The sequence below is a fragment of the Mesorhizobium sp. M0715 genome (assembly GCF_040320355.1).
In the GTDB taxonomy this organism is placed as follows: Bacteria; Pseudomonadota; Alphaproteobacteria; order Rhizobiales; family Rhizobiaceae; genus Mesorhizobium.
On the sequence record NZ_JAMYPL010000006.1, the window covers coordinates 62,361 to 79,464 of the forward strand.

Here is a 17,104-nt window from a genome sequence, read left to right on the forward strand (position 1 = left end):
ATGCCTTCGTGCCTCGAACCCCTCGCCGTTGACTATGCCTCAACCTTTCGCGGTGCGCTTGGTCTTCTTGGGATCGTCGAATGGCAGTGGCTGCCCCGTCGCCTTGATGGCACCGCTCTTGTTGCGGATTTCGAGCTTGGTGTCCTTGACCGCGCAGTCGACGTCGAGCCGGGCGATGCCCATCGATTTCTCGACCAGCGGCGAATACATGGCGCAGGTCACCACGCCGACCTTTTTGCCGTCGCGATAGACCGGCGCGCCTTCATCGGCCGGCTCCTTACCGTCGAGCAGGACGCCATAGATCTTGAAGCGCTCCTTGCCCTTCAGACGATAGTGCTCCTCGGCACCGCGAAAGCCGGTCTTGCCAGGGCTGACGGTGAAGTCGAGGCCGAGTTCCCAAAGCGTGTCGCCTGGGCCTTCGTTCTCAAACGGATATTTTTGGGAGTTGTCATAGGGGTAGAAGAGCAGATAACTTTCGACGCGCAGCATGTCGAGCGTGGTGAAGCGGCACGGAATGATGCCGGCGCTCTTGCCCTCGTCGAGGATCCTGTCCCAGATCGTGCCGGCATCCTGGCCGCGGCAGAAGATCTCGTAGCCGCGCTCGCCGGTATAGCCGGTGCGCGAGATCATCACCGGAAGACCGAACAGCTGCGTCTGCATGTGATGGAAATAGTTGAGGTCGCGAATACCCGGCACGTGCTTGGCCAGATAGTCGACCGCTGTCGGACCCTGCAGCGACAGATCGTGCAGATTGTCGTCGAAGCGCAGCGAGACGTCGCGTCCTACCGAAGCACGCTGCAACTCCTCATGGCCGGTGCCCGAACCATGCACGACCATCCATGCATTGGGGCCGGTGCGGTAGAGGATGCAATCGTCGGTGAATTTCCCCGCCTCGTTCAGCATGCAGGCATAGGCCGACTTGCCGGGATAGATCTTTTCGACATCGCGCGTCGTCGCCAGGTCGATCAGGTGTGAGGCATGCGGCCCGGTGATATGGACTTTCTTGAGGCCGGAGACATCCATCAGACCAGCCTTGGTGCGGATGGCGATGTACTCCTCGTCGGCATCCTTGTCGTAGGTCCAGGCGGTTCCCATGCCGCTCCAGTCTTCGAGCTTCGAACCGAGCGCGCGATGGCGATCCGCCAGGGTCGAAAATCTCCAGGATGCCGTCATCCGCTCGTCCTCCGTTTCGATAATGCTCTGCTGTTCCCTGCCCCCTGCGCAGCGGCGGGAGCTTTGGCCGAATATTGATCGCAAACCTCCGGGCGCCGCAATACCCATAAGCAATTAATTTCATTCTCAGGCAAAATCCGTTGCGCCAAGCAAACGGTTAACCCCGCGTAAATCGCGCTTGACAATTGCGGGATTCAGACAGAACTTATGAAAAAAATTTCACTCTGTTGAAAGAGGACGGCGGACGGGAGATTCGGAACCGGACGGCGGAAAAGGGGAGAAACCGATGTCAGACATGCAGCAGCGCATCGAAGCGCTGTACCGTTCCGACCTGCGCGGAGCCGCGCTCCTGATCGTCTGCCTGTGGGCGACGATCCTCTTCGTCCTCCTCATGACATGGCCCTACATCCCGCACAGCGGCATCAAGGCCGTCGTCGCGATCGCCGCCGCCGCCGTGCTGATCTTCAACACCGCGGCCATCCTGGCGATGGTCAAGCACTACAAGGAAGACAAGGAATTCATTTACGGGCTCGACATCAAGAACGCCGACGCGTTCAGCAACCGCAAGTCCTGAGGGGTAGAAGAGATGTCCCGCTACACGCCGCCGGAGCAAAGCAAGGCCGGGCAGGTTTTCGACATCGCCGTCGTCGTCGTCGCCATTTTCGTGGCACTGTGGCTACCGCTCAAGCTGGGCCTCGCCGGCGCGGCGAAATCCATCGACGCGCTCGACGCCAAGACCTGGGAAGCGCTAGGCCAGAACCCGACCATGGCGTCTATCTGGGAAAAGCTCGGCTATACGCCCGAGACCGCGCACGACATCATCCAGAACCGCTTCCACTATGTCATCGACTGGCCGACGCTGATCATCATGGCGGCGGTGCTGATCGGTTATTTCATCTTCCTGTTTCGTGCATCAGACCGCGAATACCGCGACGTCATCAACGAAAAATTCGACGACAAGTAAGAGTTCTGAGGACGATCTAATTCGGGGGACACGATCATGTGGGTGGCACTCTCTTACGCATGCTGGGGCATCTCGATCGTGCTCGCTTTGTGGATGCTCTACGACTGGTTCAAGGTCGACACGACCTTCTCCGAAGAGGTGCTGACCTCCTCGCGCGAAGGCGAACTGGAAGCCACTTCCGAAAAACACCGGATCTGAGTGAGGATTGAACAATGACGATCGCACTTGAACCGGCTGCCCCGGCTGCCCAAGGGGACAGAGTTTCACTCCTGCGCGTGCTCGGACCGGCCCATGTCTGGGCGCTCGGCGTCGGCATCGTCCTGGTCGGCGAATTCACCGGCTGGAATTTCTCGGCCGACAAGGGTGGCGCACTGGCCGCGCTGATCGTCTGCTGGGTCGTGGGATTGCTCTACACCTCGGTCGCCATGATCGATTCCGAGGTGACATCGACCGTGGCCGCCGCCGGCGGCCAGTATGCGCAGGCAAAGCACATCGTCGGACCGCTGATGGCGTTCAACGTCGCGCTGTTCCTGGTCTTTGCCTACACCATGCTCGAAGTGTCCGACGCCATCCTGCTCGGCGACACCATCGTCGCCAAGGCCGGCGTCGAAGGGCTCACCCACAATTCCTTCATCGCCGCGACCATCGTCGTGCTGGCGTGGCTGAACTATCGCGGCGTGCTGATGACGCTCAACGTCAACTTCGTCATCACAGCAGTCGCCTATATCTCGATTGTCATCCTGTTCTTTTCGGTCAGCCCGTGGACGCAAGGCGCCGTGCTGAAGCTGAACGAGTTGGTCACTCCCGGCAATGCGCTCCCCTATGGCTGGATCGGCGTCATCGCCGCCTTCCAGTTCGGCATCTGGTACTATCTCGGCATCGAGGGCACCACACAGGCCGCCGAGGAAGTGCGCTCGCCGGCCCGCTCGCTGCCTTACGGCACCATGGCCGGCATGATCACGCTTTTGATCGCAGCCGCCATGACCTGGTATGTCTGCGCCTCGATGATGCCATGGGAATATCTCGGCATCACCTATTATCCGCTGTGGGACGCCGGCAAACTGACTGGCAGCCCGCTGCTCGAGAACCTGTTGTTCGTCGCCACGCTGCTTGCTGCAATGGCCTCCGCCAATGGCTGCATCAACGATGCGGCGCGCGCCTGGTTCTCGCTCGGCCGCGACCGCTATCTGCCGACATGGTTCTCGGCCGTGCATCCGAGATATCGCACGCCCTATCGTTCGATCCTGTTCCTGCTGCCGATCGCGCTGGCCTTCGCCTTCATCGCCGACCTCAACCAGGCGATCACCTTCTCGATCCTGTCGGGCGTGCTGCAATATACCTTCATGAGCATCAACATCATCATGTTCCGCAAGAAGTGGCCGCTGGGCTCGATCCGGCGCGGCTACACGCACCCCTTCCACCCGATCCCGGCCATCGTGCTGTTTTGCCTGTGCGTGGTGACCTTCTTCGCCATCTTCCTCGGCTTCGGCTCGCAGCTGATCGCCATGGTCGCCTTCTATTTCCTGATCTCGCTGTGGTTCCATTTCTATCGCTACAAATTCGTGCGGCGCGGCGACCAATTCACCATGCCGTGGCCAAAGCCGCAGGGTTATTGATGGGAGTAGGCCCGTCCGGATCCCGGGCGGGCCTGGCATGAGAAAATGTCCGAGGTGACATCAGCACTGCTGGCCGGGGCCATTGTCCTAGCTGTCGTCCTCCACCTTGCCTGGCAGGCGCGTGCCAGCCACAGCAGGGCGTCGATGGCGCTCGCCGTCGAGCAGGGCCGCATCCGCACAGTCATCGCCGACGCTGCCAATGTTTCGGATGGCACCGCCGGCGTCATCACCTGGGAAGGATCCTGGAACGGCAAACGTGTCCAGGTGCGCACCATCGTCGATACGCTGGCGACGCGAAAACTGCCGGCGCGCTGGCTCAGTGTTTCGATCACCGAAGAGGTCGCGGTGCCGGCGACGTTCGACATGATGATGCGGCCGGGATCGCCGACGACCTTCTCCAATTTCGATCATCTCGAGCACACGCTGCCGAAGAGCTCAGCATTTCCGGCTGAGGCCGTGTTGCGGACCGATCGCAGGGGCGTCCACTTCCCACTGGAGACCATCGCCGGCCACCTCGGGATTTTTTCCGAAGGGCGCGCCAAGGAACTGCTGATCACCCCGAAAGGGGTACGCATCGTGTGGCTGCTGGCCGAAGCCGAACGGGCGCGTTATGGCGTCTTTCGGCAGGCCGAATTCGGCGACGCCACACTCGATCCCGCGCTGATCGAAAGACTGCTGGTGTCGGTGTCGGCGCTTCGCGACGCCATCAACAAAAGCGAACGGCAGGCCGCATGACCATTCCCACCACTGCACCCACCAACCCCTATCTGGTTCTCGGCGCCGCAATCGTGTTGCCGGGAAGCGGGCATGTCATTCTCGGCGTGCCGGTGCGCGGCCTGCAGTTCCTTTTCTTCATGGTGATCCTGGCATGGGTGACGGCCAAGATCGCACCGTCGGATGCCAGCTTTGTCGGCCGTCACGCCGGCGGCTTCCTGATCTATGCCTTGTCGATTCTCGACGCCTACAAGATCGCTCGCATCCGCACCGCGAAATGGGTTCACAATGCCCGGCGAGACGGCGACAGTGCGCAGAGCGGCATTGAGCCGCATAGGTAACTAGAGGAATATTTTTTTCATACGATTGAATTTGTGCAACTCATTCGATACATCCTCTCTTAGCTACAAACGATCTCTTAGCTACAAACATCGGGAGGCTGACATGTGTGGAATTGTCGGACTGTTTTTGAAGGACAAGTCGCTGGAGCCCCAGCTTGGCGCGATGCTGTCGCAGATGCTGATCTCGCTCAGCGATCGCGGTCCCGACAGCGCCGGCATTGCCATCTATGGCGCGCCTTCCAAAAATGAGGCCAAGATCACCATTCAGTCGGCCAAGCCGGACCGCGATTTCCGCGGCCTCGAGGCGGAGCTCGCCAAGGCCATCGGCACCCCGGTGACGATCGCGGTGAAATCCACCCATGCGGTCGTCAGGACCACGCCCGCCAAGATCGATGAAGCGCGCGAAACCATCCAGACGCTGCGCCCCGACATCCGCATCATGGGCGCCGGCGACGTTGTCGAGATCTACAAGGAAGTTGGCCTGCCCGAGGCGGTCGTCGATCGCTTCGATGTCCGCAAGATGACCGGCACGCATGGCATTGGCCACACCCGGATGGCGACGGAATCGGCTGTGACGACAATGGGCGCGCATCCGTTCTCGACCGGCGCCGACCAGTGCCTTGTGCACAATGGCTCGCTGTCGAACCACAACAATGTCCGCCGCGAGTTGATCCGCGAAGGCATGAAATTCGAGACCGAGAACGACACTGAAGTGGCCGCCGCCTATCTCTCGTCGCAGATGGCGCATGGCAAGAATCTCGGCGAAGCGCTGGAAGGCACGCTCTCCGACCTCGACGGCTTCTTCACCTTCGTCGTCGGCACCAAGAACGGCTTTGGCGTGGTGCGCGATCCGATCGCCTGCAAGCCCGCCGTGATGGCCGAGACCGACCAGTATGTCGCCTTCGGCTCGGAATATCGCGCGCTGACCAAACTGCCTGGCATAGACAATGCGAGGGTCTGGGAACCCGAACCCGCAACCGTCTATTTCTGGGAGCATTGAATTCATGCCGGCAACCACGCTTTCAAAGACGGCAGCACACGACCCTCGGGTCTTCGATCTCGACCAATTGTCGCTGCGTGAACTCAACCAGGCGCTGCACAATCTGGCTCCCGGCTCGAACGAAACGGCATGGGAAGTGCTGAACCCGAAAGGCAGCCATTCGGTCGCCGTCGGCGTCGACCAGCCTGTTGCCATCAATGTGCGCGGCAGCGTCGGCTATTATTGCGGCGGCATGAATTCCGGCAGCACCATCACCGTGCACGGCTCGGCGGGTCCCGGCGTCGGCGAGAACATGATGTCGGGCTCGATCACCATCAAAGGCGACGCCAGCCAGTATGCCGGCGCCACCGGCAAGGGCGGCCTGCTGGTCATCGAAGGCAATGCGTCGTCGCGCTGCGGCATTTCGATGAAGGGCATCGACATCGTCGTGCACGGCAATATCGGCCACATGTCGGCCTTCATGGCGCAGTCGGGCAATCTGGTGGTGCTGGGCGATGCCGGCGACGCGCTGGGCGATTCCATCTACGAGGCGCGTCTCTTCGTGCGCGGCAAGGTCGACAGCCTGGGTGCCGACTGTATCGCCAAGGAGATGCGGGCCGAGCATCTGGAATTGCTGCAAGGCCTGCTCGACCGTGCCGGCGTCACCGGCGTCAAGCCGTCGGAGTTCAAGCGCTACGGCTCGGCGCGCACGCTCTACAATTTCAATATCGACAACGCCGACGCGTATTGAGGCAGCATGACCTATCGCAACCCGCCGACGACGCCGCGCAAATCCGCGACCTTCGACGACTATACGCTTTCCGAGATCCGCCGTGCGGCGGCGACCGGCATCTATGACATCCGTGGCGCCGGCGCCAAGCGCAAGCTGCCGCATTTCGACGACCTCCTGTTCCTCGGCGCCTCGATCTCGCGTTATCCGCTCGAAGGCTATCGCGAACGCTGCGACACATCGGTCGTGCTGGGTTCACGCCATGCCAAGAAGCCGATCGAGCTGAAGATCCCGATCACCATCGCCGGCATGAGCTTCGGTTCGCTGTCGGGGCCCGCCAAGGAAGCGCTCGGGCGCGGCGCCACACTGTCGGGCACCTCGACCACCACCGGCGATGGCGGCATGACCGAGGAAGAGCGCGGCCATTCCAAGCAGCTGGTCTATCAATACCTGCCGTCGCGCTATGGCATGAACCTGCGCGATCTGCGCCGTGCCGATGCGATCGAAGTCGTCGTCGGCCAGGGCGCCAAGCCGGGTGGCGGCGGCATGCTGCTTGGCCAGAAGATTTCCGACCGCGTCGCCGAAATGCGCACGCTGCCGAAGGGCATCGACCAGCGCTCGGCCTCGCGCCATCCGGACTGGACGGGTCCCGACGATCTCGAGATCAAGATCCTCGAATTGCGCGAAATCACAGACTGGGAAAAGCCGATCTACGTCAAGGTCGGCGGTGCCCGGCCCTACTATGACACGGCGCTTGCCGTGAAGGCCGGCGCCGATGTCGTCGTCGTCGACGGCATGCAGGGCGGCACCGCCGCGACACAGGAGGTGTTCATCGAAAATGTCGGCATGCCGACGCTTGCCTGCATCAGGCCGGCGGTGCAGGCGCTGCAGGATCTCGGCATGCACCGCAAGGTGCAGTTGATCGTCTCCGGCGGCATCCGCAACGGCGCCGATGTCGCCAAGGCGCTGGCGCTCGGCGTCGACGCGGTCTCGATCGGCACGGCCGCCCTTGTCGCGCTCGGCGACAACGATCCCCGCTGGGAGGCGGAGTATAACGAGCTCGGCACCACGGCCGGCGCCTATGACGACTGGCACGAGGGGCGCGACCCCGCAGGCATCACCACGCAGGACCCCGAACTGATGAAGCGGGTCGACCCGGTGGCCGCCGGACGCCGGCTGGCGAACTACCTCAAGGTGATGACGCTGGAAGCGCAGACCATCGCCCGTGCCTGCGGCAAGAACAGCCTGCACAATCTGGAACCCGAGGACCTCGTCGCGCTGACGATCGAGGCAGCCGCCATGGCCGGCGTACCGCTGGCCGGCACCAACTGGATACCGGGGAAGAACGGCTTCTAATCAATGAAGGGCCGAAGCCCACACGCTCTGGGGCCACAATCGACAAAAAATGGGGAACTTCCGTGACAGTTGATCTTGCTGAATTCGCAAGGGCGAAAAACGTCAAATATTTCATGATTTCCTACACTGACCTGTTCAGTGGCCAGCGTGCCAAGCTGGTGCCGGCGCAAGCCATCGCCGACATGCAGAAGGATGGCGCCGGCTTTGCCGGTTTCGCCACCTGGCTTGATCTGACGCCAGCGCATCCCGACATGCTGGCGGTTCCGGATCCGGATTCGGTGATCCAGCTGCCGTGGAAGCCTGAGGTCGCCTGGGTCGCGGCCAACTGCATCATGGACGACAAGGAGGTCGACCAGGCGCCGCGCAACACGCTGAAGCGGCTGATCGCGGAGGCCGCCAGCGACGGCATGCATGTCAAGACCGGCGTCGAGGCCGAGTTCTTCCTGATCTCGCCGGACGGCAAGACGATTTCCGACGAATACGACACGGCCTCAAAGCCCTGCTACGACCAGCAAGCTGTGATGCGCCGCTATGACGTCATCGCCGAGATCTGCGACCACATGCTGGCGCTCGGCTGGGGCGCCTACCAGAACGACCACGAGGATGCCAACGGCCAATTCGAGATGAACTGGGCCTTCGACGACGCGCTGGCGACCGCCGACAAGCACTCGTTCTTCAAATTCATGGTCAAGTCGATCGCCGAGAAGCACGGCCTGCGCGCGACGTTCATGCCCAAACCCTTCCAGGGCCTGACCGGCAATGGCTGCCATGCCCATATCTCGGTCTGGGACAAATCGGGCAAGACCAACGTCTTCGCCGACAATGCGATGGAGCTTGGCCTGTCGGCCAAGGGCCGGAATTTCCTCGGCGGCATCATGAAGCATGCTTCCGCGCTTGCCGCGATCACCAACCCGACGGTCAATTCCTACAAGCGCATCAATGCGCCGCGCACCATTTCGGGCGCCACCTGGGCGCCGAACACGGTGACCTGGACCGGCAACAACCGCACCCACATGGTGCGCGTGCCCGGCCCCGGCCGCTTCGAACTGCGGCTGCCGGATGGTGCTGCCAACCCTTATCTGCTGCAGGCGGTTATCATCGCCGCCGGCCTCGACGGCATCCGCTCGAAGGCAGATCCCGGCAAGCGCTACGACATCGACATGTACCAGCATGGGCACACGGTGAAGGGCGCGCCAAAACTGCCGCTCAATCTGCTCGACGCGCTGCGCGAGTTCGACAAGGACAAATCGCTCAAGGCGGCGCTGGGTGAGGAATTCTCGTCGGCCTACCTAAAGCTGAAGCACCAGGAATGGAATTCCTATGCTTCGCACTTCACGCAATGGGAGCGCGACCACACGCTGGATATCTGACCACCAGCGCGGTGCGAGCGACCTCGGAATGAACGTATGAAATATTCGATCTTTTCGCTCGCCCGTGCTGCCCTGTCCGGCCACAAGAATTGGCAACGCACCTGGCGCGACGCCACGCCGAAGGACCGCTACGATGTGGTGATCATCGGCGGTGGCGGCCATGGCCTTGCCACCGCCTGGTTTCTCGCCAGCGAGTACGGCATCAAGAATGTTGCCGTGCTCGAAAAAGGCTGGATCGGCTCCGGCAATGCCGGCCGCAACACCACCATCATCCGCTCCAATTACGGCCTGCCAGGCAATACCGGCTTTTACGAATTGTCGATGAAGCTGTGGGAGCGGATGGAGCAGGACCTCAACTACAATGCAATGGTCAGCCAGCGCGGCGTCATCAACCTCTACCACTCCGACGCACAGCGCGACGCTTATGCGCGGCGCGGCAACACCATGCGTATCAACGGCATCGACGCCGAACTGCTCGACCTCGCTGCCGTCAAGAAGATGATACCGTTCCTGAACTTCGACAATGCGCGCTTTCCCGTGCAAGGCGGGCTGTTGCAGCGACGCGGCGGCACGGCGCGGCACGATGCTGTTGTCTGGGGCTATGCGCATGCGGCGAGCGAACTCGGCGTCGACATCATCCAGAATTGCGAAGTCACCGGCTTCGTCAGGGACGCCAATGGCAAGGTGACCGGCGTCGAGACGTCGCGCGGCAAGATCGGCGCCGGCAAGGTCGGTATGGCTGTTGCCGGAAGTTCATCGCGCGTCGCGGCGATGGCCGGCCTGCGCCTGCCCATCGAAAGCCATGTGCTGCAGGCCTTCGTCTCCGAGGCGATCAAGCCGCTCATCCCTGGTGTCATGACCTTCGGCGCCGGCCATTTCTACGTCAGCCAGTCCGACAAGGGCGGGCTGGTGTTCGGCGGCGACATAGACGGCTACAATTCCTATGCCCAGCGCGGCAATATGCCTGTCATGGAGGACGTCTGCGAGGGCGGCATGGCGCTGATGCCGATGATCGGCCGCGTGCGCTTGCTGCGCCAGTGGGGCGGCATCATGGACATGTCGATGGACGGTTCGCCGATCATCGACAAGACGCCGGTCGACGGGCTCTATCTCAACGCCGGCTGGTGCTATGGCGGCTTCAAGGCGACGCCGGGCTCCGGCTTCGTCTTTGCCCATCTTCTTGCGCGCGACGAATCGCACGAAGAAGCCGCGCGGTTCCGCCTCGACCGGTTCCGGACTGGCGCCATGATCGACGAAAAGGGCCAGGGCGCCCAACCGAACCTGCATTGAAGGCGGTCTAGAACAGCATGCGCATTGTCTGTCCCTTCTGCGGTGAACGCGAACTCGGCGAGTTCACCTATCTCGGCGACGCCAAGCCTGTGCGGCCCGAAGCCGGCGCCTCGGAAGACGAGGTCTTCGACTATGTCTATCTGCGCGACAATGTCGCCGGACAGACCAGCGAACACTGGTACCATGGCGGGGGTTGCCGGGCCTGGCTGAAGGTCACCCGCAACACGCTGACGCACGAGATTTCCGCCGTTGAGCCGGCGGCGGGTGCCGGCGCCGCGAAAGTCGGTGCGTGATGGCCGGCGCGCAGACACACCGGCTCGGCAATGGCGGTCTCATCGACCGGTCGGCGCCGCTGAACTTCCGCTTCGACGGCAAGGCTTTCTCCGGCTTCCAGGGCGACACGCTGGCCTCGGCGCTGATCGCCAATGGCGTCAAGCTGGTCGGCCGCTCGTTCAAATACCATCGCCCGCGCGGTATTCTCACCGCCGGTTCGGAAGAACCCAACGCATTGGTCGAGTTGCGCACGGGTGCACGGCGCGAGCCGAACACCAAGGCCACCACGGCCGAGCTTTATGAAGGGCTTGAAGCCGCGAGCCAGAACCGCTGGCCATCGCTGCGCCACGATATGATGTCGGTCAACCAGTTGTTCGCGCCGATCTTCGTCGCCGGCTTCTACTACAAGACCTTCATGTGGCCGGCGAAATTCTGGGAAGCAATCTACGAGCCGGCGATCCGTCGCGCCGCCGGCCTTGGCCGCGCCGCAGGCGTCGCCGATCCGGACCACTACGACAAGGCATGGGCGCATTGCGATGTGCTGATCGCCGGTTCAGGCCCGGCCGGTTTGGCCGCGGCATTGGCAGCCGGCCGCGCTGGTGCCCGCGTCATCCTGTGCGAAGAGGATTTTGTCCCCGGCGGCCGCCTGCTGTCGGATGACGGCACGATCGATGGTGTGCCGGCAGCCGAATGGCTGTCGCGGACGCTGGCTGAACTGGCTGATATGCCGGACGTCCGCATCATGACCCGCACGGCACTATTCGGCGTCTACGATGGCGGTACCTATGGCGCGATCGAGCGAGTCAACGACCACCTGCCCTCGCCGCCCGAGCATCAGGTGCGCCAGCGGCTGTGGCGGATCGTGGCCAAGCGCTGCGTTGTCGCGGCCGGCGCCATCGAACGGCCGATCGTCTTTGCCGGCAACGACACGCCCGGTGTGATGATGGCGTCCGCCATGCGCACCTATGTCGCGCGCTATGCGGCGACACCGGCGAAGCGCCTCGCGCTGTTCACCAACAATGAGGATGGCTGGCGCACTGTCGAGACGGCACTCGGTGCCGGTCTGCAGATCGCGGCGGTCATCGATGCACGGTCCGAAGTATCGCCGGCGCATCGTTCGCTGGCCTCCAAGGGCGGCTTCCCGGTGCTGCACGGTTCCGTCAGTGGCGTCGATGGCGGCAAGGATGGGGTCAGGAAAATCGCGGTGTCGCTGACCGGCGGCGCGCGCGCCGAAGTCGAAGCCGACGGGCTCGCCGTCTCGGGCGGCTGGAACCCGGCGGTTGGGCTGACCTCCTATCATCGCGGCCGGCCGAAATGGCGTGACGACATTGCCGCCTTCGTGCCCGACGGCGCGCCCTCCGGCATGGTCGCCGCCGGCGCCGCCAATGGCGATTTCGGGCTCGGCGCCTGCCTGAGCCAGGGATTTGCCGCCGGCGCGGCAGCGGCGCGTGACACGGGACATAGCGGCACAGTGGGTACCGCGCCTTTCGCCGACGACGAGGCATTCTCGCTGACGCCGCTCTGGCACGTCGCCGGCAAGGGCAAGGCTTTTGTCGATTACCAGCACGACGTCACCGCCTCTGACATCGAACTGGCGCAACGCGAAGGCTTTGAATCCGTCGAACACCTGAAGCGCTACACGACGCTCGGCATGGCCACCGACCAGGGCAAGACCTCTAATGTCGCCGGCCTTGCCATCATGGCCGCGGTCAGCGGCCGTTCGATCCCCGAGACCGGCACGACGATCTACCGGCCGCCTTACGTGCCGGTCGCCATCGGCGCCTTCGCCGGCCATCACCGCGACGAGACGTTCCATGCGACGCGGCTGACGCCGTCGCACCACTGGGCCGTGGAACAAGGTGCTGTCTTCGTCGACACCGGCCTGTGGAAGCGGGCACAGTGGTACCCCCGCGCGGGCGAGAAGGACTGGCTGGAATCGGTGACCCGCGAGGTCAAGGCGGTGCGCGGTGGCGTCGGCTTCTGCGATGTCTCGACGCTCGGCAAGATCGACGTGCACGGCCCCGATGCCGGCGCCTTCCTGGATCGCGTCTACATCAACACCTTCTCCAGCCTCGCAGTTGGCAAGGCGCGCTATGGGCTGATGCTGCGCGAGGACGGCATCGTCTATGACGACGGCACGACGTCGCGGCTGGCCGAGGACCATTATTTCCTGACCACCACCACGGCCAAGGCCGGGCTGGTGATGCAGCATCTCGAATTCTGCCGCCAGGTGCTGTTCCCGGAGCTCGACGTGCAGCTCACTTCCGTCTCCGACCAGTGGGCGCAATTCTCGATCGCCGGGCCGAAGACACGCGACCTGCTGAGGGAAATCGTCGATCCGACCGAGGACCTTTCCAACGAAGGCTTTCCATTCATGGGCGCGCGCGAAGTAGCACTTCGCGGGGGCCTGAGGGCAAGGCTGTTCCGCATCTCGTTCTCAGGCGAGATGGCTTTCGAGATTTCGGTGCCGGCGCGCTTTGGCGATGCCATGGCGCGCAATTTGATGCTGGCCGGAGCGCCATTCGGCGTGACGCCTTACGGCACCGAGGCGCTCGGTGTCATGCGCGTTGAAAAGGGTCACGTCGCCGGACCGGAACTGAGCGGCACGACGACAGCCGCCGATCTTGGCCTCGGCAAAATGATGTCGACCAAGAAGGATTTCATCGGCCGCGTGATGGCCGGACGCGAGGCACTGATCGCCCCGGATCGCCAGGTCGTGGTCGGCATCAAGCCGACCGACAAGGGCCGCCGCTTGCGCTCTGGCGCGCACATCATCCCGAAGGGTCAGACGCCCGGCCCCGGCAACGACCAGGGCTATGTCACCTCGGTCTGCTTCTCGCCGACGTTGGATCAGTGGATCGGGCTCGCGCTTGTCGAACGCGGCCGCGAGCGCATCGGCGAGATCGTCCACGCGCATGATCCATTGCGCGGCGAAGACTACGATGTCGAACTCTGCAATCCCGTCTTCTACGATCCGGATGGAGGGCGTCAGCGTGGTTGATTTTTCCTGGACTCCCCGCAGTCCGCTTGAAAAAGCGCTTGTCACCGGTGCGCATGGTGCACGCGGTATCGAGGCTGGCGTCTCGCTGACCGAGGTTCGCAATTTTGATCCGATCCAGGTGATGGCGCGGCGCGGCAAAGGAGCCGAACTGGCAAAGGCGACTAGGACCCGCTTCGGCATCGCGGCACCGGATGCGCCGAAGGCGGTACAAACTCCGGATGCCACGCTGATCTGGTCGGGGCCGGATCAGTTCTTGATCCTGTCGAAAAGTGGCAAGCACACGATGTGGACGCTGGCGCCGGCATTCACCGGTCCCGCTTCGCTATCGGACCAGTCGCATGCACGCGCGTTGATCAGCGTTTCCGGAATCCAGGCGCGCGCCATGCTCGCCAAGCTGTCGTCGATCGACCTGCATGCCGCCTCGTTTCCGATTGGTGCCGCTGCTGCGACGTCGATGGACCACACCAGCGTCACGCTCTGGCGCGGGAATGATCGGCCGGATGGCCTGGCGGTGTTCAACCTCCTGGTGTTCGCGACCTTTGCCGAAAGCCTTTGGCATACGATGCTCGACTCGGCTGCGGAGTACGGCGTTACGGTCAGCCATTCCGAGGATTTCGAATAGCGTTTGCGCGCGCCCCACCTTCTCCCTTGGGGGAGAAGGGAAGAAGTGCGCTTCGCCTTGCCAAACGCACGCGCACTGCTATTCTTACCGCTAAAATAATTTCACACACAGGCAAACTTGTTTCTCGAACCGCAAGGCTGAGATGAGCCAGTCGCCCTACCCCGCAATTGCCGCCGGACCGCCGCGGCCGAGCCTCATCCTGAGGCCCGGCCAGATCGCGCTGCCGCCGGGCATGGAGCGTTATACGATCCATGGCAATGGCGCGGTGCTCATCGATATCATGGCCGGCGACACGATCACCGTGCGCAATGTCGAGGGTGGCCAGGCCTGCGAGTTGCTGGCCTGGGACAGGACCGGCGCGACCGATCCCGGCATTTTCGGTGAAGCATCGGACAGCAACGCTGCCGGCATCAAGGCGCTGCTCATAGAGGACGACGACAGCCTCGCATCGCTACGGAGCGGGCTCGCGCGCCGGCAGGTGCAGCTTGACCATGCCAAGGCGGTGCGGGTGTTCGGCGCCACTACGCCTGCCGGTACAGAACAAACATTCACGGTCACGCGTGACGGCTCGATGCTGATTGCGGCCCCCGGCGGGCCGATGCTGGTCGACGGTCACGACACGGCGACGCCGCTGACCGCCATCGTTCGCCGCGCCACGATCCGCCCGGCGGCGAAATCGCTGTTGGCGGACCCGCTGGCCGACCCGGTGCTCGATTTGCGTGTCCATTCGGCGACGGCGGAGGCCTATTTCGTCAAGGCCGGTGACTATCTGCAGATCATCGATGTCGACGGCCGCCAGTGCACCGACTTCCAGTGCTTTTCGGCGCGCAAGCTGGACAGGGGACTGGATCATCCGCTCGACGTGACGACAACGCGCACGCTGATGGGTGCGAGCTACCCGATGCCCGGCCTGCATTCCAAATACTATGACCAGGACATGGAGCCGCTGGTCGAGGTGGTGCAGGACACATGCGGTCGGCACGACGCCTTCGCGCTCGCCTGCGCCGCCAAATATTACGACGACATCGGCTATCCCGGCCACACCAACTGCTCTGAGAACTTTAATCGCGCGTTGTTGGACAAAGGCGTCACGCCCCGCGCCGGCTGGATGGCGATCAACTTCTTCTTCAACACCGCGATCGACGCGCATGGCGTCATGGTGTCCGACGAGCCGTGGTCGCGGGCGGGCGACTACGTGCTGCTGCGGGCGCTCACCGACATCGTCTGCGTTTCCTCCGCCTGCCCCGACGACACGACGCCGGCCAATGGCTGGAACCCGACCGACATCCATGTGCGGACCTATTCCGGCCAGCACAAATTCTCGCGAGCGATCGCCAGACGCATGACGCCCGATTCGGAACCGAAAATGACCCGCGAGACAGCTTTTCATTCGAGCTTTGCCAAGCACACCCGCAACTTCGGCGAGTACAGGGGCTATTGGCTGGCCAATTCCTTCGCCAAGGACGGGCCGATCGCCGAATACTGGGCCTGCCGGCAGGACGCGGTGATCATGGACCTGTCGCCGCTGCGCAAGTTCGAGGTTACCGGTCCGGATTCCGAAGCGCTGCTGCAATACACGCTGACCCGCGAGGTCAAGAAGCTGGGCGTCGGCCAGGTGGTCTACTCGGCGATGTGCTACGAGCATGGCGGCATGGTCGACGACGGCACCCTGCTGCGGCTCGGCAAGGACAATTTCCGCTGGGTCGGCGGCGACGATCTGTCCGGCGAATGGCTGCGCGAGACGGCCGCCAAGCTGGGTCTCAACGTGCTGGTGCGCTCGTCGACCGACCAGATGCACAATGTCGCCGTGCAGGGTCCGAAGAGCCGCGACATCCTGCGAGAAGTGATCTGGACTTCGCCATTGCAGCCATCGATCGACGAACTCGAATGGTTCCGCTTCGCCGTCGCCCGCATTGGTGGCGGCAACGGCATTCCGGTCGTGGTCTCGCGCACCGGCTATACCGGCGAGCTCGGCTACGAGATCTGGTGCCATCCGCGCGACGCCGAAAAAGTGTTCGACGCCATCTGGGAAGCCGGCCAGTCGCATGGACTGAAGCCGATGGGGCTGCAGGCGCTGGACATGGTGCGCATCGAGGCCGGGCTGATCTTCGCCGGCTACGAATTCTCCGACCAGACCGACCCGTTCGAGGCCGGCATCGGCTTCACCGTGCCGCTGAAGAGCAAGACCGACGATTTCATCGGCCGCGAAGCGCTGATCCGCCGCAAGGAGCACCCGCAGACGAAGCTGGTCGGCCTCGACATCGAGGCCAATATCGACGTCGGCCATGGCGACTGCGTGCATGTCGGCCGCGCCCAGATCGGCGTGGTCACGTCGGGCATGCGTTCTCCGATGCTGAACAAGACCATCGCGCTGGCCAGGCTCGACGTCACCCATTCAGCTGTCGGTACCGAGGTCGAGATCGGCAAGCTCGACGGCCATGCCAAGCGGCTGCCGGCGCGCGTCGTCGCCTTCGCCCACTACGATCCGCAAAAGACCAAACCACGCTCCTGACGGCCTTCCAAGACGGTGAGGCCGTGCTGGCAGTCGGTGATAGGAATTTTTTCTTGACCCGCTGAGGGCAGCTATGCTACATATTCGTCCATGGTGCTGATTTGCGCCGCGACCCGCCTCCGGCGGGTTTTTCGTTTCCAGACCCCTGGTCCTTTTCCGAACA

At 63.1% G+C, this 17,104-nt stretch carries 16 protein-coding genes; 15 read left to right on the top strand and 1 reads right to left on the bottom strand.

The features are described from left to right. Positions 1–39: 39 nt before the first annotated feature. Entirely contained in the window at positions 40–1,173 is a 1,134-nt protein-coding gene (locus NKI21_RS09485; protein WP_352440032.1) for an aminomethyl transferase family protein, read from the bottom strand. 286 nt (positions 1,174–1,459) lie between these two features. Between NKI21_RS09485 and NKI21_RS09490 the strand changes: the two genes are divergently transcribed. The 15 genes from NKI21_RS09490 to NKI21_RS09560 all read left to right on the top strand — a co-directional run bounded on the left by NKI21_RS09490 (position 1,460) and on the right by NKI21_RS09560 (position 16,941). Continuing rightward, the gene (locus tag NKI21_RS09490) at positions 1,460–1,747 is read left to right on the top strand and encodes a hypothetical protein (RefSeq protein WP_023808733.1); all 288 of its coding nucleotides are present in this window, start codon (positions 1,460–1,462) and stop codon (positions 1,745–1,747) included. A gap of 12 nt (positions 1,748–1,759) precedes the next feature. Next, positions 1,760–2,137 carry a hypothetical protein gene (locus NKI21_RS09495; protein ID WP_023808734.1) on the top strand — a complete coding sequence of 126 codons (378 nt, stop codon included), beginning with the start codon at positions 1,760–1,762 and terminating at the stop codon, positions 2,135–2,137. 36 nt (positions 2,138–2,173) lie between these two features. Beyond that, positions 2,174–2,335 (top strand): hypothetical protein, encoded by a 162-nt coding sequence (locus NKI21_RS09500; RefSeq protein WP_013532900.1) that lies wholly within the window; start codon positions 2,174–2,176, stop codon positions 2,333–2,335. Positions 2,336–2,349: 14 nt separating this feature from the next. Beyond that, positions 2,350–3,753 (top strand): APC family permease, encoded by a 1,404-nt coding sequence (locus tag NKI21_RS09505; RefSeq protein ID WP_023808735.1) that lies wholly within the window; start codon positions 2,350–2,352, stop codon positions 3,751–3,753. Between the two features lie 45 nt (positions 3,754–3,798). After that, positions 3,799–4,488 carry a hypothetical protein gene (locus tag NKI21_RS09510; RefSeq protein WP_023808736.1) on the top strand — a complete coding sequence of 230 codons (690 nt, stop codon included), beginning with the start codon at positions 3,799–3,801 and terminating at the stop codon, positions 4,486–4,488. Beyond that, on the top strand, positions 4,485–4,808 hold the full coding sequence (locus tag NKI21_RS09515) for a hypothetical protein (RefSeq protein WP_352440033.1): 324 nt from the start codon (positions 4,485–4,487) through the stop codon (positions 4,806–4,808). The genes NKI21_RS09510 and NKI21_RS09515 overlap by 4 nt, the downstream gene beginning before the upstream one ends. A 103-nt stretch (positions 4,809–4,911) precedes the next feature. Further along, a complete protein-coding gene (locus tag NKI21_RS09520; RefSeq protein WP_023808738.1) occupies positions 4,912–5,808 on the top strand; it encodes a class II glutamine amidotransferase in 897 nt (298 codons plus the stop codon). Between the two features lie 4 nt (positions 5,809–5,812). Continuing rightward, positions 5,813–6,538, top strand: a complete 726-nt coding sequence (locus NKI21_RS09525; protein ID WP_352865366.1) for a GltB/FmdC/FwdC-like GXGXG domain-containing protein — start codon at positions 5,813–5,815, stop codon at positions 6,536–6,538. Positions 6,539–6,544: 6 nt separating this feature from the next. Beyond that, on the top strand, positions 6,545–7,873 hold the full coding sequence (locus NKI21_RS09530; RefSeq protein ID WP_023808740.1) for an FMN-binding glutamate synthase family protein: 1,329 nt from the start codon (positions 6,545–6,547) through the stop codon (positions 7,871–7,873). 62 nt (positions 7,874–7,935) lie between these two features. Further along, positions 7,936–9,243: a type III glutamate--ammonia ligase gene (glnT, locus tag NKI21_RS09535; protein WP_352440034.1), complete on the top strand. Its 1,308-nt coding sequence runs from the start codon at positions 7,936–7,938 to the stop codon at positions 9,241–9,243. A 36-nt stretch (positions 9,244–9,279) separates the two neighbouring features. Beyond that, positions 9,280–10,533, top strand: a complete 1,254-nt coding sequence (locus NKI21_RS09540; RefSeq protein ID WP_127270293.1) for a sarcosine oxidase subunit beta family protein — start codon at positions 9,280–9,282, stop codon at positions 10,531–10,533. A 17-nt stretch (positions 10,534–10,550) separates the two neighbouring features. After that, positions 10,551–10,826 (top strand): sarcosine oxidase subunit delta, encoded by a 276-nt coding sequence (locus tag NKI21_RS09545; protein WP_352440035.1) that lies wholly within the window; start codon positions 10,551–10,553, stop codon positions 10,824–10,826. Further along, positions 10,826–13,807, top strand: coding sequence for a sarcosine oxidase subunit alpha (locus NKI21_RS09550; protein WP_352440036.1), 2,982 nt, complete (start codon positions 10,826–10,828; stop codon positions 13,805–13,807). Before NKI21_RS09545 ends, NKI21_RS09550 begins: the two co-directional genes overlap by 1 nt. Then, positions 13,800–14,429: a sarcosine oxidase subunit gamma gene (locus NKI21_RS09555; RefSeq protein ID WP_023808744.1), complete on the top strand. Its 630-nt coding sequence runs from the start codon at positions 13,800–13,802 to the stop codon at positions 14,427–14,429. The genes NKI21_RS09550 and NKI21_RS09555 overlap by 8 nt, the downstream gene beginning before the upstream one ends. A gap of 142 nt (positions 14,430–14,571) precedes the next feature. After that, the gene (locus NKI21_RS09560) at positions 14,572–16,941 is read left to right on the top strand and encodes a trimethylamine N-oxide demethylase (protein ID WP_352865370.1); all 2,370 of its coding nucleotides are present in this window, start codon (positions 14,572–14,574) and stop codon (positions 16,939–16,941) included. Positions 16,942–17,104 lie beyond the last annotated feature (163 nt).